Genomic DNA, 18,559 nt, shown 5'->3' on the forward strand with positions numbered 1-18,559 from the left:
TGCCGCGCATGGCACATTCCGACGGCACCATCTCGATCACGGTCAACGGCGAGCACAAGCGCGTCACCGCCGGCCTGACCATCGCCGCGCTGGCCGAATCGCTCGGCCTCGTGCCCGAGAAGCTGGCGGTGGAGCGCAACCTTGAGGTCGTCCCGCGCTCGACGCTGGGCAGCGTCATGGTCGAGGACGGCGACGAGCTGGAGATCGTCCACTTCGTCGGCGGCGGCGACCATCCGGTCGCGGGGGGCGGCGGCGATCATGCGGCGGCGGTCGATGCCGATACGTGGACCGTCGCGGGCCGCACGTTCCGCTCGCGCCTGATCGTCGGCACGGGCAAGTACCGGGACTTCGCGCAGAACGCCGCCGCGGTCGCGGCGTCGGGGGCGGAGATCGTGACCGTCGCGGTCCGCCGCGTGAACGTCAGCGATCCGAACGCGCCGATGCTGACCGACTATATCGATCCGAAGAAGGTGACGTACCTGCCTAACACCGCGGGTTGCTTCACCGCCGACGACGCGATCCGCACGCTGCGGCTGGCGCGCGAGGCGGGGGGATGGGACCTGGTGAAGCTGGAAGTGCTGGGCGAAGCGCGGACGCTCTATCCCAACATGCGCGAAACGCTGACCGCGACCGAGGTGCTGGTGCGCGAGGGGTTCAAGCCGATGGTCTATTGCGTCGACGATCCTATCGCCGCGAAGCAGCTGGAGGAGGCGGGCGCGGTCGCGATCATGCCGCTGGGCGCGCCGATCGGATCGGGGCTGGGGATCCAGAACCAGGTGACGATCCGCCTGATCGTGGAGGGCGCCAAAGTACCCGTTCTGGTCGACGCGGGCGTGGGGCAGGCGAGCGACGCCGCGGTGGCGATGGAACTGGGCTGCGACGGCGTCCTGATGAATACCGCCATTGCGGAAGCCAGGGATCCCATATTGATGGCCGCCGCGATGCGCGCCGCGGTGGAGGCCGGGCGGATGAGCTATCGCGCCGGGCGCATGGGCAAGCGGCGCTACGCCGACCCGTCCAGCCCCTTGTCGGGCCTGATCTGACCGCGAAAGACGGGAACCAGCACGTCCGCCCTCCGTTGTTTGCGCATCGCACCGTTCAACAAGGAGAACTTCGATGGGTGAGCTGACCGACAAGATCAAGGGCAACGTCAACGAAGCGATCGGCAAGGTCAAGGAAGCCATCGGCGAGCACAAGAACGATTCCGATCTTCAGGCCGAGGGCAAGGCCCAGCAGGCCGAAGGCAAGGGCGAACAGTTCAAGGGCAAGGTGAAGGGCGCGCTGGGCGACGACATCTGATCCGAACCGACTTCTGATCGACGGCCGTCGCGGATCATCCGCGGCGGCCGTTTCGCTATGGGCGCCGTCCCGGATCGGGACGATGGTTAACGATATTGTAACGATATGTTTCTGCGCGCCCGGTGGCCTCATCCGTTTCCGTTTCCCGGACGTAGCATGTCCGGAAGCCTGCCGAACGGCAGGTCTTCAGCGACAAGAAACAGGGGAAATCCGATGAAGGCACTGACACTTGCGGCCGCGACCCTCGCGCTCGCGGCGACGACGACCTCGGCTTCGGCGGAACGATTGTTCGGCCTCACGTCCGCCAACACGATCGTCACGTTCGATTCCACCAACCCGGGCGTCGTCGCGACCTCCGGCACGATCAGCGGACTTCAGGCGGGAGAGGTGCTGACGGGCATCGATCTGCGGCCGTCGAACAAGCTGCTGTACACCGTGTCGACCGCGGGCCGCATCTATTCGCTGACCAAGGATGCGGTCGGCGCGGGCTATACCGCCAACCTCACCGGCACGCTGGTCACCGCCGCAGGCGCGCCGGTGAACCTGTCGGGCGCGCGCTTCGGCGTCGATTTCAACCCGGTTCCGGATCGCCTGCGCATCCTGACCGATTTCGACCAGAACCTGCGCATCAACGTCGACGGCGGCACGACGATCGTCGACGGTACGCTGACCGGTCCGGGTGCGGAGGCCTATGTCGGCGCGGCCTATACCAACAACCGCGCGGGCGCGACGAGCACGATGCTCTACGCGATCGACGCGAGCGGAAACCAGCTGTCGCTGTCGTCCAGCCCGAATGCGGGCACGTACAACGACGTCGGCGTCGTGACCGGCATCGACTTCGGCGCTTTGAACAACGTCGGCTTCGACATTTCGGGCCGCAGCGGCACCGCGTTCTTCAACAACGGGGCGCAGCTGTACACGATCAACCTGGGCACCGCCGCGGCGACCTCGCTCGGCGCGATCGGCGCGGGTTCGCTCATCGGCCTGACGGCGGCGGGCGGCATTCCCGAGCCGGCGACGTGGGCGCTGATGATCCTGGGCATGGGCGCGGTCGGCGGCGCGATGCGTCGTCGCTCGACGAAGCTCGCCACCGCCTGATCCGTCCGCGGTGACGGAATGGGGAGGTCGCGCCGACGGGCGCGGCCTCCCTTTCTTCATCGCTTCGCCACCGCGCTCAGCGTCGTGCCCGCGGTGATCTGCTCCACGTCGGTCACGACATGCAGCAGCCGCACGCCCGGCGCCGCCATCGCGCGCGACAGCGCGGGTGCGAAATCGGCGGTCGCCGCCACCCGCTCCGCCCAGCAGCCAAAGGCGCGCGCCAGCGCCGCGAAGTCCGGGTTCGCGAGCCGCGTCGCGCTCGGCCGTCCCGGGAACTCGCGCTCCTGGTGCATCCGGATCGTGCCGTAGGCGCCGTTGTCGACCACGATCACCAGCATCCGCGCATCGTGCTGTATCGCGGTCGCCAGTTCCTGCCCGTTCATCAGGAAGCATCCGTCGCCCGCCAGCGCGACGACCTGCCGCCCGGGATGCCGCAACGCCGCCGCCACCGCCGCGGGCACGCCGTACCCCATCGCCCCCGCGGTCGGCGCCAGCTGCGTCCCCGGCCCGGCGTAATGCCAGTAACGGTGCCACCAGCCGGAATAATTGCCCGCCCCGTTGCAGATGATCGTATCCGCGGGCAGCGCATCGCGCATCGTCGCGACGCACGGACCCAGGTCCATCGCCACGCCGTCGCGCGCCTTGGGCGTCGACCAGTCGCGCCACGACGCATGCGCCGCCGCGGCATGATCGTGCGCCGGCCCGTCGATCGCCGACAGGGCTTCCGCGAATTCCGCCATCGTGGCGCAGATCGACAGGTCGGTGCGATAGGTCATGCCCAGCTCGGTCGCGTCGGGATGCACATGGACCAGCCGCTGCCCCGGATGCTCCGGCGTGACGAGCGTGTAGCCGTCCGTCGTCGCCTCCCCCAGCCGCGGTCCCGCGACCAGCAGCAGGTCCGCGTCCCTCACCCGCGCGACCAGTGCGGGGTTGGGGCCATAGCCCAGATTCCCCGCCCATGCCGGGCAATCGTTCGGGATCGCATCCTGCCGCCGGAACGCCGACGCCACCGGCACGCCCGCGCGATCCGCCCAGACCGCGAAATCCTGCGCCGCGACCCCATCCCATCCCGCGCCGCCGACGATCGCCAGCGGGCGTTCGGCGGTGGCGAGCAGGTCCGCCAGCCGCTCCATCGCATCCGGATCGGGCGCCTGCGCGAAATGCTCCACGCGCGGCCGGTCGACCGCCTCGACCGTGTCCAGCAACATGTCCTCGGGCAGCGCCAGCACCACCGGCCCCGGCCGCCCGTTGATCGCGACGGCATAGGCGCGCGCGACATATTCGGGGATGCGCGCCGCATCGTCGATCCGCGCCGCCCATTTCGCGAGGGGGCCGAACATCGCGGCGAAATCGACCTCCTGGAACGCCTCCCGGTCGCGCGTGCCGCGGTCGACGTCGCCGATGAACAGGATCATCGGCTGGCTGTCCTGCATCGCCACGTGCACGCCGATCGAGGCGTTGGTCGCCCCCGGTCCGCGCGTGACGAAGGCGACGCCCGGCCGATGCGTCAGCGCGCCGTCCGCGCACGCCATGAACGCCACGCCCCCCTCCTGCCGGCACGTCACGACGTCGATCGAGGGCGTGTCGTGCAGCGCGTCGAGCACCGCCAGGAAGCTCTCGCCCGGCACGGTGAAGATGCGGTCGCACCCCTGCGCGACGAGCTGGTCGACGAGGATTCGTCCTCCGGTCCTGATGGTCATGCGCTCTCCGATTTTCTGTTGGCGCCTCGTAACCCCCCGGGCCGGATCGCGAAAGACGCGCCTTCTTCCCTGTGTTCCCGCGAACGCGGGAACCCAGAGCCGAGTAGAACTGCGGTCTGCGTTGCGTCATCCTGGGCTCCCGCCTTCGCGGGAGCACGGCGAGGGGGCGACGACGGGTGTCTTGCCCCGCATCGCAGCTTCGTGGATCATGCCCGCAAAAGAACGACGACGGAGAGGAACAGCATGACCGACTTCACCCTGGTCGCGGACGGATTGCGCTTCCCCGAAGGCCCCGTCGTGATGCCAGACGGCAGCGTCATCTTGGTCGAGATCGAGCCCGGCCGCATCACCCGCGTCCACCCCGACGGCCGCAAGGAGACGGTGGCCGAACCCGGCGGCGGTCCCAACGGTCTCGCCATCGGCCCCGACGGGATGCTGTATTGCTGCAACAACGGCGGCTTCGAATATATCGAATCGAACGGCATGCTGGCCCCGCACGGCATCGCGAAGGATTATTCGGGCGGCCGCATCGAACGCATCGACCTCGCCACCGGCGCGGTGGAGGTGCTCTACAAATCGGGCGATCACGGCGTCGTCCTGCGCGGCCCCAACGACATCGTGTTCGACACGCACGGCGGCTTCTGGTTCACCGACCACGGCAAGGTCGATTACGCCGCCCGCGTCCACGACGTCGTCGGCATCTTCTACGCGAAAGCGGACGGCAGCTTCATCGAAGAGGTGGTGTTCCCCTCGAACAACCCCAACGGCATCGGCCTGTCGCCCGACGGCCGCGCGCTCTACGCCGCCGAAACCTACACCTGCCGCCTGATGAAGTTCAATGTCACCGCCCCCGGGAAGGTCGCGCCCGACGCCGGCCCCGGCGGTCCGGGCATCCCGCTGTACCGTCCCGCGGGCTACAAGTTCTTCGATTCGCTGGGGATGGAGGAAAACGGAAACATCTGCATCGCGACGATCGGGGAAAGCGGGATCAGCGTCATCTCCCCGGCGGGCGAGCTGGTCGAATTCGTCGCCACGCCCGACATCTTCACCACCAACATCGCCTTCGGCGGCGCGGACATGCGCGATGCGTACATCACGCTGTCGGGCACGGGAAAGCTGGTGAAGACGCGCTGGGCGCGGCCGGGCCTGAAACTGAACCACTGACGGGAGGGCATGGGATGCAGCGCTGGGACATCCAAATCGATCGCGGCGACATCGCGCAGGCGCGGGTCGTCGACGCCCCCGCCGCCGATCTGGCCGCCGGGGAGATCGAACTGGCGATCGACCTGATCGCGATCACCGCCAACAACGTCACCTATGCGGTGTTCGGGGAGCCGGCGGGCATCCTGGGCCCCGACGCGGGCTATTGGGACTTCTTCTCGCGCCGCGACGGCCCGGGTCGCCTGCCCGTCTGGGGCTTCGCCACCGTCGCGCGTTCGACGGTCGACGGGATCGCGGCGGGGGAGCAATTCTACGGCTACTGGCCGCTCGCCAGCCACGTGGTGATGCGGCCGGAGCGGATCGGCCGCGTCGGCTTCACCGATGGCGCGGGCCGGCGCGCCGGATTGCCGGCCTTCTACAACAATTACCAGCGCCTCGCCGCGCTGGACGACCATGCGGCGGTGGACCACGATCTGTGGCCGGTGTGGCGCCCGCTGTTCGTCACCGGCTGGCTGATCGCGGACCAGCTGGCGGACGAGGGCGATCATGGCGCGGCGCAGGTGCTGGTCACCGCCGCGTCGAGCAAGACCGCGCTCGGCTTCGCGCACGCCTTCCGTGGGCGGACGCCGCGCCCGACGCTGATCGGCCTGACCTCGGCGCGCAGCGCGGATTTCGTCCGCGGCACCGGTCTGTACGACGACGTGGTGACCTATGACGCACTCGATACGCTGCCCGTGGCGCCCGTCGCCATCGTCGATCTGGCGGGCGACGCCGCGGTCAACGCGCGGCTGCGCGACCGGCTGGGCGACGCGTTGCGCTTCGATCTGGTGGTCGGCGCGACGCATTGGGATGCGGCGCGCGGGGAAGGCGACCCCGCGGGCGTGGCGCGCAGCTTCTTCTTCGCACCCGCGCGGATCGAGAAGCGCGCGGGCGACTGGGGCGGGGCGGTGCTGCGGCAACGGATGGGGGAGGCGTGGGGAGGTTTCATGCCCGTCGCCCGGTCGCTGACCGCGCTCGACACGCGCGACGGGGCGGCGGCCGCGCTGGCGGCGTATCGCGACGCGGTGTCGGGGAAGGCGGATCCCGCGGTGGCGGTGCTGGTGCGGCCGTAGTCGACCCCGGCCCCGTCCGTCCGGGGGAGGGGAGCGGGGGACCCCCACCACCGCATTGCCTTTGCCCGCGCCCGCGCTACACAACCGCCCCATGCGTGATACCGTAATCTTCGACTTCGGCGGCGTCGTCACGTCGTCGCCCTTCGAGGCCTTCGCCCGGCTGGAACGCGAAAGGGGCCTGCCCGCGGACTTCATCCGCCGCATCAATGCGTCGGACCCGCACGACAACGCCTGGGCGCGGTTCGAGCGGGCGGAGATCGGCGCCGCCGCCTTCGACCAGGAATTCGCGGCGGAGGCGCACGCGCTGGGCCACGAATTGCGCGGCGAGGACGTGCTGGCGGTGCTGGCGGGCGACATCCGGCCGCGCATGGTCCACGCGCTCGACTGGCTGAAGCGCAACGGCTACCATTTGGGCTGCATCACCAACAACGTGCCTGCGGGCGAGGGTGCCGGCATGGCGCGTACCGCGGAAAAGGCGCGTGCCGTGGGCGAGGTGCTGGCGCGCTTCGACCATGTGATCGAATCGAGCAAGGTGGGCATCCGCAAACCCGACCCCGCGATCTACCGCATGATGTGCGACCATCTGGGCAAGGCGCCCGACCGGTGCGTGTACCTCGACGACCTCGGCATCAACTGCAAACCCGCCGCCGAACTGGGGATGCACGCGATCAAGGTGGTGGGGGAGGATCAGGCGCTGGCCGATCTCGCCGCCGCGCTGGGCGTCGCGCCCGACCTGTTCTGAAGGAGTGACCGTGAAGAAGCTCTATCCCGACGCCGCCGCCGCGCTCGACGGCCTGCTGTTCGACGGCATGACGATCTGCGCCGGCGGCTTCGGCCTGTGCGGCATTCCCGAACGCCTGATCGACGCGATTCAGCAGGCGGGGACGAAGGACCTGACGATCGCCAGCAACAATGCGGGTATCGACGGGGAGGGGCTGGGGAAGCTGCTGCGCACGCGGCAGGTGAAGAAGATGATCTCCAGCTACGTCGGCGAGAACAAGGAGTTCGAGCGCCAGTATCTGTCCGGCGAGCTGGAGGTGGAATTCTGCCCGCAGGGGACGCTGGCCGAACGCTGCCGTGCGGGCGGCGCGGGTGTCCCCGGCTTCTACACCAAGACCGGCGTCGGCACGCAGGTGGCGGAGGGGAAGGAAGTGAAGGAGTTCGACGGCGAGGAATTCATCCTCGAACGCGGCATCCGCTCCGACATCAGCATCATCAAGGGCTGGAGGGCGGACGAGAGCGGCAACCTCATCTTCCGCAAGACCGCGCGCAACTTCAACCAGCCGATGGCGACCGCGGGCCGCGTGTGCATCGCGGAGGTGGAGGAAGTGGTCCCCGTCGGCAGCCTCGACCCCGATCACATCCATCTGCCCGGCATCTACGTAAAGCGCATGATCGTCGGCGCGCCGTACGACAAGAAGATCGAATTCCGCCTGACGCGCCCGCGGGAGGCGGCATGAAGGTCAAGCCTTCGGACGCAGCGCCCGCGATGGCGTCCGGCGAGTTCCTGCGCGCGGTGAACGTGCCGGGCGGATCGACCAGCTACATCATCGATCCCGGCGCGCTCGCCGCCGATCCGCTGGCGTTCGGCATGGCGCTGGTCGATTGCGTCCGCCACGGCGCGCGCGCCTGGTCGCAGGCGACCGGGGTGGACGAGGAAACGGTACGCGACCGCATCTGGGAAGGCCTGGATGCCGAGCGCGCCCGCAACACGACGGAGTTGAACTGATGCCTGACGGCAAGACGGGCTGGGACCGCAACGGCATGGCCGCGCGCGCCGCGAAGGAATTGCGCGACGGTTACTACGTGAACCTGGGCATCGGCATCCCGACGCTGGTGGCGAACAATATCCCCGACGGCATGACCGTGACCCTCCAGTCGGAGAACGGGATGCTCGGCATCGGCCCGTTCCCGTATGAGGGCGAGGAGGACGCCGACCTCATCAACGCGGGGAAACAGACGATCAGCGAACTGCCCCAATCCGCCTATTTCGGCAGCGAGCAGAGCTTCGCGATGATCCGCGGCGGCCACATCGACCTGACCGTGCTGGGCGCGATGGAGGTGGCGCAGAACGGCGACATCGCCAACTGGATGATCCCGGGCAAGATGATAAAGGGCATGGGCGGCGCCATGGACCTCGTCGCCGGGGTGAAGAAGATCATCGTCGTCATGGAACATGTGTCGAAGGACGGCAGCGCGAAGTTCATCCCCGCCTGCACCCTGCCGCTGACCGGCAGGAACGTCGTCGACATGATCGTGACCGACCTGGCGGTGTTCCAGCGCCCCGATCACGACAGCGCGTTCCGCCTGGTCGAACTGGCCCCCGGCGTCACCGCGGACGAGGTGGCGGCGAAGACCACGGCACGATATCAGGTCTGAATGGAACAGCCGCGCTGGCACCTCCGGCACGATAACCTGAAAAGTGCGCTCAACAAGCTGTTGACCGAGGCGATCGACGGCCTGCGGGCCGGTCGCCTGTCGATGCTGGAACGTGAGGGTCTGATCCAGCGGTTCGAATATAGCTGGGAGCTCGGCTGGAAAACGATGCGCGACTATCTGCGCGCGACCGGCGCCGGGGTTGCGGTGCCGGTGCCGACGAACGTCATCCGCGCCGCGTTCGCCGTCGGCCTGATCGCGGATGGCGACGCGTGGATCGAGGCGAAGAACGCGCGAAACGCGATGGCGCACGAATATGATCGCCTTCGCGCCGACGAGGTCGCAGCGGCGATCCGCGACCGCTTTCATCCGCTGCTGCTCGCACTGGATGCGGCGCTGGACCGGGAACGGTCGATTGGCAATTGACCTCACCCCGCCGCAGCGGTCCGTACTGCGCGGGGTTTTCGCGCGCCATGCCGCGCGGCTGGACGCGGTGGGTGTCTACGGTTCCCGCGTGCAGGGATGTGCCATGCCGGGCTCGGACGTGGACCTGGTCGTCTATGGCGGATTTTCCGATGCGGACGCGGCGACGGTGCGTGCCGAACTGGAGGACAGCGACCTCAGCATCTTCGCCGATGTGCTCGCCTATGACGCCATCGGCAACGATCGCCTGCGGGCCGAGATCGACCGCTGGGCGGAAATCCTGTTCACGCGCGAGGATCTTCTCGCCGCGGCGTAGAACGATTATTCTTCGCCGCGACCGCCCATTTGGGTTAACGCCGTCGCCGTCATGACCAACCGCCCGCGCACATTGTACGAAAAGGTCTGGGACGCGCACGTCGTCGAACGGCGCGACGACGGATCGTGCCTGATCTATATCGACCGCCACCTGGTGCACGAGGTCACCAGCCCGCAGGCGTTCGAGGGGCTGCGCGTCGCGGGCCGCCGCGTCCGCCGGCCCGACCTGACGCTGGCTGTGCCCGACCACAATCTGCCCACCACCGCGCGCGTCGATGCCGCGGGTAACGAATTGCCGATCGCGGATCGCGAGAGCGCGGCGCAGCTGGGCGCGCTGCGCGAGAATGTCGCCGAATTCGGCGTGCCCTATATCGATGCGCTGTCGGAACGGCAGGGGATCGTCCATGTCGTCGGGCCGGAACAGGGCTTCACCTTGCCCGGGACCACCATGGTCTGCGGTGACAGCCACACGTCGGCGCACGGCGCGCTCGGTGCGCTGGCGTTCGGGATCGGGACCAGTGAGGTCGAGCATGTCCTGGCGACTCAGACGCTGATCCTGTCGCCGTCGAAGACGATGGAGGTCCGCGTCGACGGGACGCTCGGCTATGGCGTCAGCGCGAAGGACGTGGTGCTCGCGATCATCGGCCGCATCGGCGCGGCCGGCGGGACCGGCCATGTCATCGAATTCACCGGTGAGGTAATCCGCGCGCTGTCCGTCGAGGGGCGGCTGACGATCGCGAACATGTCGATAGAGGGCGGCGCGCGCGCGGGCATGATCGCGCCCGACGAGACGACCTTCGCGTATCTGAAGGGGCGCCCGATGGCGCCGCAGGGGTCGGACTGGGACAAGGCCGTGGCTTGGTGGCGCACCCTGCCGAGCGACGTGGGCGCGCGCTACGACCGGAGCGTCGTCCTGCACGCGAGCGACATCGCGCCTGCGCTGACCTGGGGCACCAGCCCGGAGGACGTCGTGCCGATCACCGGCGTCGTCCCCGAACCCGACAGCTTCGCCGACCCGTCGAAGCGGGACGCCGCGCGCAAGTCGCTGGCCTATATGGGCCTGACGCCGGGGATGCGGATGCAGGACGTGCCGGTGCAGCACGTCTTCATCGGCAGCTGCACGAACAGCCGGATCGAGGACCTGCGCGCCGCCGCTTCCGTCGCGAACGGCCGCCGCGTCGCCGACGGCGTGCGCGCGATGGTCGTGCCCGGATCGGGGCTGGTGAAGCTTCAGGCGGAGGCCGAGGGGCTGGACCGCATCTTCACGACCGCGGGCTTCGAATGGCGCGAGCCGGGCTGTTCGATGTGCCTGGCGATGAATCCTGATAAGGTGCCGCCGGGCGAGCGTTGCGCGTCGACGTCAAACCGCAATTTCGTCGGTCGGCAGGGGCCGGGCGCGCGCACGCACCTGCTGTCGCCCGCGATGGCGGCGGCGGCGGCGGTGACGGGGCGGCTGGCCGACGTACGCGAACTGATGACGCAAGGGGATGCGCGATGAAGAAGATGCTGGTGCTGCTGATCGCCGGATCGCTGCTCAGCGGCTATGCCGCCTATGCCGCGATCGCGAAGACGAGCGCGGGAAGCACGTCGCGCGCGCGTTGACGACGCGGACGACGGCGCGCATATTCTGACCAGATTTGCAAAGGAACTGGTCATGGATATGCGCGTCAGCGAATTCCCCCTCGCCGAGGCGAAGGCGCGCTTCTCCGAACTCGTCGGCCGCGCCGAGGCGGGGGAGGAGATCGTCATCAAGCGCCACGGCGCCCCCGTCGCGAAGCTGGTGGCGCTGACGCCGAAGCTGAGCGTCGAGGAGCGGCGGCGGCGGCGGCTGGAATATGAGGCGTGGTTGATGGCGCACGGGCCAACGCTCGGACCCGATCTGACGACGAAGGACCTCATCAACGAGGGGCGTCGGTGAGCGCCTTCATCCTCGACGCGTCGATGGCGCTTTCATGGTATTTCCGCGACGAGTTCACCGACCACACGCGCGCGGTCTCGGTGCTCAGCGACGAGCAGACGGTCGTGGTGCCGCAGCATTGGTTCGCGGAGATCGCGAACGGCATGCTGGTCGGCGAACGGAGGAAGCGCACGACGACCGGCGACTCGGCGGCGTTCGCCGGACGCATCGCGCTCCTGAATCTCGAAGTCGACGCGATCGACCCGGCCGCGATGTTCGATCGCATCCTCCCCCTCGCGCGCGCGCATCGCCTCACCGTCTACGACACCCTCTATCTCGAACTCGCCGAGCGGCGCGGCCTGCCGCTCGCCAGCCTCGACGACGATCTCAACAACGCCGCACGGCGCGTCGGCATCGCGCTGGTCGAGGAGCCCGCATGAACCCCGTCACCCGCGTATCCGGCACCGCCTATCCCTGGGGCCAGAAGAACGTCGACACCGACGTCATCATCCCCGCGCACTGGCTGAAGACGATTCTGCGCTCCGGGCTGGGGCAGGGCGCGTTCGAGACCGTGCGCGCGCAACCGGGCAATGTGTTCAACGATCCGCGCTACGCCGGCGCGCCGATCCTGATCGCGGGCGACAATTTCGGCTGCGGGTCCAGCCGCGAACATGCCGCCTGGGCGCTCGCCGACATGGGCATCGCCGCGGTGATCGCGCCCAGCTTCTCCGACATCTTCTCGGGCAATGCGTTCAAGAACGGCATCGTCACCGTCGTCCTGCCGCAGGAGCAGGTCGACCGCCTGCTGGAGGTCGCGCGCGACCAGCCGGTCACGATCGACCTCGAAACGATGACCGTCACCACCCCGTATCAGGACCGCTTCGCCTTCGACCTCGACCCCTTCCGCCGCCGATGCCTGATGGAAGGGCTGGACGAAGTCGGCCTGACACTGGCAAAGGATACCGCGATTTCAAATTTCGAGGCGGCGATGTTCAACGATCGCCCCTGGATCAAGGGAGAGAGCGGACATGCGGGCATTGCTGTCGAGGGCGCCGGGCGGACCTGAAACTCTGGAGATCGGCGAACTGCCCGATCCCGTCCCGGCCGCGGGCGAGGTGCTGGTCGCGGTGAAGGCCTGCGCGATCAACTATCCCGACGTCCTGGTCATCGAGGACAGATACCAGTTCAAGCCGCCGCGGCCCTTCGCGCCGGGCGGCGAGGTGTCCGGCGTGGTCGAGGCGGTGGGCGAGGGCGTCACCGCCTTCAGGCCCGGCGACCGCGTCATGGGCAACACCGGCATGGGCGGGCTGGTCGAGAAGCTCGTGATGAAGGCCGACAACATCTATCCCATCCCCGACGAACGCTCGTTCGAGGAAGGCGCCTCGATGCTCCTGACCTACGGCACGACGATCCACGCGCTCGTCGACCGCGGTCATATCGCCGAGGGCGACACGATGCTGGTCCTCGGCGCGGCGGGCGGCGTCGGCCTCGCCGCGGTCGAGCTGGGCAAGGCGTTCGGCGCGCGCGTCGTGGGCGCGGTGTCGAGCGAGGAGAAGGCGCAGGCGGTGCGCGATGCGGGCGCGGACGACGTCATCGTCTACGGCCGCGCCCCGTTCTCAAAGGATGAATCGAAGGCGCTGGCGGAGACGTTCAAGGAAAAGGGCGGGAAGGCCGGCTATCAGCTGATCTACGACGCGGTCGGCGGCGATTATGCCGAGCCGGCCCTGCGCGCGATCGGCTGGGAAGGGCGCTACCTCGTCATCGGCTTTCCCGCCGGGATCCCGAAGCTGCCGCTGAACCTGACGCTGCTGAAGAGCTGCGACGTGTGCGGCGTGTTCTGGGGCGCCTATGCCGCGCGCGAACCGGAAAAGAACCGCACCAACATCCGCCAGCTGTTCGACCTGTGGAAAGCCGGCAAGATCGCCCCGCGCGTGACCGAGGTGTTCGCCTTCGAAAATGGCGGCGACGCGATCGCGAAAATGGCGAACCGCGGCGCGATCGGGAAGCTGGTGGTGCGGGTGGCGGACTGACACCTGTCCGTTACCCCGGACGTGTTCCGGGGTCCATCGTGCCGCGGGTCCAACGCTATCCGTTCTCGCGGCACGATGGATGCCGGATCAAGTCCGGCACGACCGAGTAAACGACGGTGGCGCGATATCGTGCCAGCATACGCCAATCCGGCAATTGCGCCATGCCTCTCGAATGTCTGGTGATCGTGGAAAGCGGACTTTCAACGCTCTATGGCATTAGCGGCGGGTCAGCCCCGCCCACACTCGGTTGCTTCGTTGACGTCACGTAAATGCGCCTAAATCCGTCTTTCACGAGAATTGCGTAGGCTCTCGTTACGCAGTCCTTGTCGACTGGTGGGAAGCGGATCAGCACGGCCACGTCTTTCGAGCTTTTCCACGGTCTGCGACGATCCGGGTGATCGATTGAAAAAGCGGAACTGTTCCAGTCATAGCCGCACTCTCCACTATACATGCCGACCGCGATGTAGGGCAGAACTGGTGGCTTCGCTTCACAAGCTGAAAGCAGCGGTAGAATGGACAGCACTGTGAACATTCGTCGGTTCGGAGCCATGCCTCTGTCTGGCGTAGTTAGCTTATGTCTGCAACTGGGCGTACGCGGGCGCTCGGCGCTGATGACGCCGCACGCCGCTATCGCCCCGTTTTCAATTCGCGTTCGCACCCGGCCCTCGCGCAGAAGGCAGCCAGCCTCAGAACCCCAGCGCCGCCACCTCATCCGCCGCGAACCCCAATTCCCGCAGCACCTCCGCATCGCGCCGCGCGCCCGACATCACCGGCGCCACCGTGTCGCTGACCGAATAGCGCGGCGCCGGGGCCGGCTGCGCCACCCCGCCCGCGGTCACGAACGTGCCCCGCGCCACGTTGTGCGGGTCGACCAGCGCCTCGTCGAACCCCAGCACCGGCGCGAAACACACGTCGTGCCCCTTGAACCGCGCCACCCATTCGTCACGCGTCTCGGCCAGGAACAGCCGCGTCACCTCCTCCTTCAACGCCCCCCATTGGCGCGCATCCATCTGCGCGTCCCACTTCGCGTCGGACAATCCCATCACGGCGCGGAACTCGGCATAGAATTGCGGTTCGATCGCGCCCAGCGAGACGAACTTCCCGTCGCTGGTTTCATACGTGTCGTAGAAATGCGCCGCGGTATCGAGCAGGTTCGTGCCGCGCTCGTCCTTCCACCGCCCCATCGCGCGGAACCCCCACATCATCGACATCAGCACCGCGGACCCGTCGGTCATCGCGGCATCCACGACCTGTCCCTCGCCCGTGCGCTGCGCATGCAGCAGCGCGGCGAGCATCCCGAACGCCAGCACCATGCCCCCGCCGCCGAAATCGCCCGCCAGGTTGATCGGCGGCGTCGGCTTCTCGCCCGCGCGGCCCAGCGCGTTCAGCACCCCCGATATCGCGATGTAATTGATGTCGTGCCCCGGCTCGTTCGCCATCGGCCCGGTCTGGCCCCAGCCGGTCATGCGACCGTACACCAGCTTCGGGTTGTCGCCGATCAGCACGTCGGGGCCGAGGCCCAGCCGCTCCATCACGCCGGGTCGGAACCCCTCGATGATCGCATCCGCGCCCGCGACGATGCGGCGGACCGCCGCGATCGATTCGGGCTTCTTCAGGTCCAGCGCGATCGACTGGCGGTTGCGCAGCAGCGGGTCCCTGTCCGCCACGCCGATGCCGTCGCCGCGCGTGCCGCGGTCGATGCGGATCACCTCCGCGCCATGATCGGCCAGCATCATGCCCGCGAAGGGGCCGGGGCCGATGCCCGCGAATTCGACCACGCGGATGCCGTCGAGGGGTGGGGTGCTCACGCGTCGCTCTCCTGCTTCGTTCGGCGCAGGACTAGAGCGCGATCCGCGCGGGCACAACAAATGTTATGGCCGCCCGCGCTCAGGCGGACCGGCGATAGGCGTCGCCCAGATTGCCGATCCATCCCGCCTGTGCCGCCACGACGGTCTTGCTGCGGGGGCGCCGTGCCGCGGCCAGGTCGACCGCGCCGTCGAACCGCAGCCCGGCGAAGCCGCGCTCGACCCACATCACGTCCGCGCCCATCGGACGCAGCGCGCCCATCTGGACGGTGGCCCGCTGGCCGGGTCGCAACGCGGCGGCATCGTCGATGCAGGCGCCGGTGGACGACAGGTTGCGGACGCGGCAATCGACGGCGGCGCCGCCCTCGCGGGTGACGGCGGCGTACAGGATCACGGAATTGCGCGGTGCGCGGGACGATGGTTCCGACATGCGCCCGTCTTTAGCGGCGCGGGATAAACGGTCGGTTAGCGCGTCGCCAGTTCATGGGCGTAGCGTGGCTGGTCGATCGCCAGCGCATCCAGCGCACTCGCCGCCAGATGCGCGACCAGCGCGGGATCGTCGGGGGCGATCCGTCCCGCCCGGATCGCGGCGACCAGCGCGGCGTCCAGCGAGTCGCGATCGCCCTCCATCCCCATAATTGCGCGCATCCGCGCCACCGCGCGCGCATCCGCCGCCGGACCCATCGCCATGTCGCGCGCGGCGATCTCCAGCGCGTTGCGCGCGACGCGCAGCGTGAAGCCCGACGCGCTGCCGTCGACGGGCAGCCACCGCGCCACGCCCTCGACCAGCGCCTGTGCGGTGGGATGGGTCAGCATGGGGCGCCCCCTTCCGACGTCCTGCGCGCGATGATCGCCACGATATCCGCCTCCGTCTCGCTCAGCCGCCGGCCGATGACGCCGCGTTCCGGCCCCGCGGTCGGATCGGCGGCGAAGCGCGCGTGCATCATCGTCGTCATGACCCCCCATTTCAGGCTGCCGACCATCTGCCAGAAATCGACCCGCTCCGGCGCGATGGCCGCGCCCCCGGCATCGCGATAGCCCGCCAGCAGGTCGTCGAGGTCGCCGAACCCGCCGACGCGCTTCCCCGGCTGTCCGAACCGCCAGCTGTTGGTGCAGATCCAGCCCAGGTCTTCCGCCGGATCGCCGACATGCGCCAGTTCCCAGTCCAGCACCGCCGCCAGCCCCCGGTCGGGATCGACCATCAGGTTCCCGTTCCGGAAATCGCCATGCACCAGCCGCGGCGCGACCGGTTCGTCCGGCAATCGCCGTTCCAGCCAGCGGAACGCCGCCTCGATCGCCGGCCGCACCGCGCCCGATGCACGCCACGTCGCCTCGTAATTCGCCAGCGTCGTTGCGGCATCCAGCGTGTCCAGCCCCGCCGGCGGGGCGGTCGCATGGATTCGCGCCAGCGCCGCGCCGCACTGCCGCGCCAGCACATCGCGCGCGGGCGCGAACAGCGGGTCGGTCGCGATCTTCTTCCCCAGCGTCTCACCGTCGACCCGCGCCATGACATAGGCTTCGCCCAGCCCGTCGCCGGGGGTGCACACGTGGACGACCCGCGGCACCGGCACGCCCGCCGCCTCCGCCGCCGCGATCACCTGCGCCTCGCGTTCCAGCGGCGGCTTCTTCCCCGGATGATCCTCCACGTCCGCGCCCCGCCGGCGCAGGATCAGCGCCCGCCCACCGGCATCGAACGCCCATGTCTCCATGCTCGCCCCGCCGGTCAGCAACGCCACGCCGCTCGCCGGGCCCAGGCCCAGCGCGCCCAACCGCTCCTGAATCGCGTCCTTCGACAGCCGCTGCGTCATTCGCGGTGGTACATCACACCTGCCCGCGCTACGCCAGTTAAAAGACTCGACTTAATCGGGAGAGAGAGATGGATTTCGCACTGCCGCAGGACCTGCGCGACTATCTGGCCGAACTGGACCGCTTCATCGAGGCGGAGATCAAGCCATTGGAGGACAGGGACGACAACGTCCGCTTCTTCGACCACCGCCGCGAATATGCGCGCACCGATTTCGAGGGCGGCGGCCTGCCGCGCCACGAATGGGAGGAATTGATGCGCGAGGCGAAACGCCGCGCGGACAAGGCGGGGCATTTGCGCTTCGCGATGGATCCCAAGTTCGGCGGCAAGGGCGGTTCGAACCTGTGGATGTGCGTCATCCGCGAATATCTCGCCGCCAAGGGGCTGGGCCTCCACAACGATCTCCAGACCGAACATTCGATCGTTGCGAACAATCCCTTCGCGAAGATGTTCGACGATTTCGGGACCGAGGCGCAGCGCGCCGAATTCATCGCTGGCACGATGGACGGCACCCGGCGCGTCACCTTCGGCCTGACCGAACCGCGCCACGGATCGGACGCGACGCACATGGAAACCCGCGGCGTGGCGGAGGAGCGCGACGGCGTCCCCGGCTATCTGCTGAACGGGGAGAAGATGTGGACGACGGGCATGCACGTCGCGACGCATTGCGCCCTGTTCGCGCGGACCAGCGGCGATGACGGCGCGGCGAAGGGGATCACCTGCTTCCTCGTCCCCTGCGACGATCCCGGCGTGGTGATCGAGGAATATCTGTGGACCTTCAACATGCCGTCGGACCATCCGCGCGTCAGCTTCACGAACGTATGGGTGCCCGACACCGCGATCTTCGGCGCGAAGGAGAACGGCCTGCCCGTGGCGCAGGCGTTCGTGCACGAAAACCGCATCCGCCAGGCCGCCTCGTCGCTCGGCGCCGCGAGTTACTGTATCGAGGAATCGATCCGCTACGCGCGGCAGCGCAAGCCGTTCGGCGAGGACCTCGCCCGCAACCAGGGGATCCAGTTCCCGCTGGTCGAACTGGCGACGCAGGTGGAGATGCTGCGCCTGCTGATCCGAAAGACCGCGTGGGAAATGGACCAGATGCCGCACCACGAGGTGGAAAAGCGCCTCAGCGACCGCGTCAGCATGTGCAATTACTGGGCGAACCGCCTGTGCTGCGAGGCGGCGGATCGCGCGATGCAGGTGCATGGCGGCATCGGCTATTCGCGGCACAAGCCGTTCGAGCACATCTACCGCCACCACCGCCGCTACCGCATCACCGAGGGTGCGGAGGAGATCCAGATGCGCAAGGTCGCCGCCTTCCTGTTCGGCTACCTCGGCCCGCGCCGCGGCGAATTGGGCGACCTGGACTGGAGCGACGTCGACTATCGGCAGGAACCGCAGATCCGCCCGCGATCAGGCGAACAGGCGCTGCGATAAACAAATCCTCCCCGGAACGGGGAGGGGGACCATGCGAAGCATGGTGGAGGGGGAACGCCGCAAGCGCTGCGCCCGTGGAGAACCCCCCCCCCCCCCCCCCCCCCC

At 68.5% G+C, this 18,559-nt stretch carries 22 protein-coding genes; 17 read left to right on the forward strand and 5 right to left on the reverse strand.

Annotated features, from left to right (window positions below; genetic code table 11):
• Window positions 1-8 precede the first annotated feature (8 nt).
• From thiS to ASG29_RS11375, 3 genes are all read left to right on the forward strand, one after another.
• Entirely contained in the window at window positions 9-1,043 is a 1,035-nt protein-coding gene (thiS, locus tag ASG29_RS11365; protein ID WP_082515944.1) for a sulfur carrier protein ThiS, read from the forward strand.
• A gap of 73 nt (window positions 1,044-1,116) precedes the next feature.
• Window positions 1,117-1,299 (forward strand): CsbD family protein, encoded by a 183-nt coding sequence (locus ASG29_RS11370; protein ID WP_055983831.1) that lies wholly within the window; start codon window positions 1,117-1,119, stop codon window positions 1,297-1,299.
• Window positions 1,300-1,512: 213 nt separating this feature from the next.
• Window positions 1,513-2,397 carry a DUF4394 domain-containing protein gene (locus ASG29_RS11375; protein ID WP_055983834.1) on the forward strand — a complete coding sequence of 295 codons (885 nt, stop codon included), beginning with the start codon at window positions 1,513-1,515 and terminating at the stop codon, window positions 2,395-2,397.
• Window positions 2,398-2,453: 56 nt separating this feature from the next.
• On the opposite strand, the gene ASG29_RS11380 is transcribed toward ASG29_RS11375, so the two are convergent.
• Window positions 2,454-4,097 (reverse strand): thiamine pyrophosphate-binding protein, encoded by a 1,644-nt coding sequence (locus ASG29_RS11380; protein WP_055983837.1) that lies wholly within the window; start codon window positions 4,095-4,097, stop codon window positions 2,454-2,456.
• 243 nt (window positions 4,098-4,340) lie between these two features.
• Between ASG29_RS11380 and ASG29_RS11385 the strand changes: the two genes are divergently transcribed.
• The 13 genes from ASG29_RS11385 (at window position 4,341) to ASG29_RS11445 (ending at window position 13,411) form a co-directional block, all read left to right on the forward strand.
• Window positions 4,341-5,261, forward strand: a complete 921-nt coding sequence (locus ASG29_RS11385) for an SMP-30/gluconolactonase/LRE family protein (RefSeq protein ID WP_055983840.1) — start codon at window positions 4,341-4,343, stop codon at window positions 5,259-5,261.
• A 14-nt stretch (window positions 5,262-5,275) separates the two neighbouring features.
• Window positions 5,276-6,370, forward strand: a complete 1,095-nt coding sequence (locus ASG29_RS11390) for a DUF2855 family protein (protein WP_055983843.1) — start codon at window positions 5,276-5,278, stop codon at window positions 6,368-6,370.
• 91 nt (window positions 6,371-6,461) lie between these two features.
• Entirely contained in the window at window positions 6,462-7,112 is a 651-nt protein-coding gene (locus ASG29_RS11395) for an HAD-IA family hydrolase (protein ID WP_055983846.1), read from the forward strand.
• Between the two features lie 10 nt (window positions 7,113-7,122).
• Window positions 7,123-7,830 (forward strand): CoA transferase subunit A, encoded by a 708-nt coding sequence (locus ASG29_RS11400; RefSeq protein ID WP_055985507.1) that lies wholly within the window; start codon window positions 7,123-7,125, stop codon window positions 7,828-7,830.
• On the forward strand, window positions 7,827-8,099 hold the full coding sequence (locus tag ASG29_RS11405; RefSeq protein WP_055983849.1) for a DUF5076 domain-containing protein: 273 nt from the start codon (window positions 7,827-7,829) through the stop codon (window positions 8,097-8,099). The genes ASG29_RS11400 and ASG29_RS11405 overlap by 4 nt, the downstream gene beginning before the upstream one ends.
• Complete coding sequence (locus ASG29_RS11410) at window positions 8,099-8,749, forward strand: 3-oxoacid CoA-transferase subunit B (RefSeq protein WP_055983851.1); 651 nt, start codon at window positions 8,099-8,101, stop codon at window positions 8,747-8,749. Before ASG29_RS11405 ends, ASG29_RS11410 begins: the two co-directional genes overlap by 1 nt.
• Window positions 8,750-9,172: an HI0074 family nucleotidyltransferase substrate-binding subunit gene (locus tag ASG29_RS11415; protein WP_055983855.1), complete on the forward strand. Its 423-nt coding sequence runs from the start codon at window positions 8,750-8,752 to the stop codon at window positions 9,170-9,172.
• A complete protein-coding gene (locus ASG29_RS17745) occupies window positions 9,135-9,485 on the forward strand; it encodes a nucleotidyltransferase domain-containing protein (RefSeq protein ID WP_162242966.1) in 351 nt (116 codons plus the stop codon). Before ASG29_RS11415 ends, ASG29_RS17745 begins: the two co-directional genes overlap by 38 nt.
• A 51-nt stretch (window positions 9,486-9,536) precedes the next feature.
• Window positions 9,537-10,982 (forward strand): 3-isopropylmalate dehydratase large subunit, encoded by a 1,446-nt coding sequence (leuC, locus tag ASG29_RS11425; RefSeq protein WP_055983860.1) that lies wholly within the window; start codon window positions 9,537-9,539, stop codon window positions 10,980-10,982.
• Between the two features lie 156 nt (window positions 10,983-11,138).
• Window positions 11,139-11,402 (forward strand): type II toxin-antitoxin system Phd/YefM family antitoxin, encoded by a 264-nt coding sequence (locus ASG29_RS11430; protein ID WP_055983863.1) that lies wholly within the window; start codon window positions 11,139-11,141, stop codon window positions 11,400-11,402.
• The gene (locus ASG29_RS11435; RefSeq protein ID WP_055983866.1) at window positions 11,399-11,821 is read left to right on the forward strand and encodes a type II toxin-antitoxin system VapC family toxin; all 423 of its coding nucleotides are present in this window, start codon (window positions 11,399-11,401) and stop codon (window positions 11,819-11,821) included. Before ASG29_RS11430 ends, ASG29_RS11435 begins: the two co-directional genes overlap by 4 nt.
• The gene (leuD, locus tag ASG29_RS11440) at window positions 11,818-12,447 is read left to right on the forward strand and encodes a 3-isopropylmalate dehydratase small subunit (protein WP_055983869.1); all 630 of its coding nucleotides are present in this window, start codon (window positions 11,818-11,820) and stop codon (window positions 12,445-12,447) included. Before ASG29_RS11435 ends, leuD begins: the two co-directional genes overlap by 4 nt.
• On the forward strand, window positions 12,410-13,411 hold the full coding sequence (locus tag ASG29_RS11445) for an NADPH:quinone oxidoreductase family protein (protein WP_156457984.1): 1,002 nt from the start codon (window positions 12,410-12,412) through the stop codon (window positions 13,409-13,411). The genes leuD and ASG29_RS11445 overlap by 38 nt, the downstream gene beginning before the upstream one ends.
• A gap of 686 nt (window positions 13,412-14,097) precedes the next feature.
• Here the strand turns inward: ASG29_RS11445 and ASG29_RS11450 are convergent.
• The 4 genes from ASG29_RS11450 to ASG29_RS11465 form a co-directional block, all read right to left on the reverse strand.
• On the reverse strand, window positions 14,098-15,219 hold the full coding sequence (locus ASG29_RS11450; RefSeq protein WP_055983872.1) for a CaiB/BaiF CoA transferase family protein: 1,122 nt from the start codon (window positions 15,217-15,219) through the stop codon (window positions 14,098-14,100).
• A 79-nt stretch (window positions 15,220-15,298) separates the two neighbouring features.
• Complete coding sequence (locus tag ASG29_RS11455) at window positions 15,299-15,610, reverse strand: PilZ domain-containing protein (protein WP_162242967.1); 312 nt, start codon at window positions 15,608-15,610, stop codon at window positions 15,299-15,301.
• 71 nt (window positions 15,611-15,681) lie between these two features.
• Entirely contained in the window at window positions 15,682-16,032 is a 351-nt protein-coding gene (locus tag ASG29_RS11460) for a DUF6285 domain-containing protein (RefSeq protein ID WP_055983878.1), read from the reverse strand.
• Entirely contained in the window at window positions 16,026-17,024 is a 999-nt protein-coding gene (locus tag ASG29_RS11465) for a phosphotransferase family protein (protein WP_055983881.1), read from the reverse strand. The genes ASG29_RS11460 and ASG29_RS11465 overlap by 7 nt, the downstream gene beginning before the upstream one ends.
• Window positions 17,025-17,092: 68 nt before the next feature.
• On the opposite strand from ASG29_RS11465, the gene ASG29_RS11470 reads away from it, so the two are divergent.
• Window positions 17,093-18,454, forward strand: a complete 1,362-nt coding sequence (locus tag ASG29_RS11470) for an acyl-CoA dehydrogenase family protein (protein WP_055983884.1) — start codon at window positions 17,093-17,095, stop codon at window positions 18,452-18,454.
• The last annotated feature ends 105 nt before the right edge of the window (window positions 18,455-18,559 follow it).

Source organism: Sphingomonas sp. Leaf412, assembly GCF_001425405.1.
In the GTDB taxonomy this organism is placed as follows: domain Bacteria; phylum Pseudomonadota; class Alphaproteobacteria; order Sphingomonadales; family Sphingomonadaceae; genus Sphingomonas.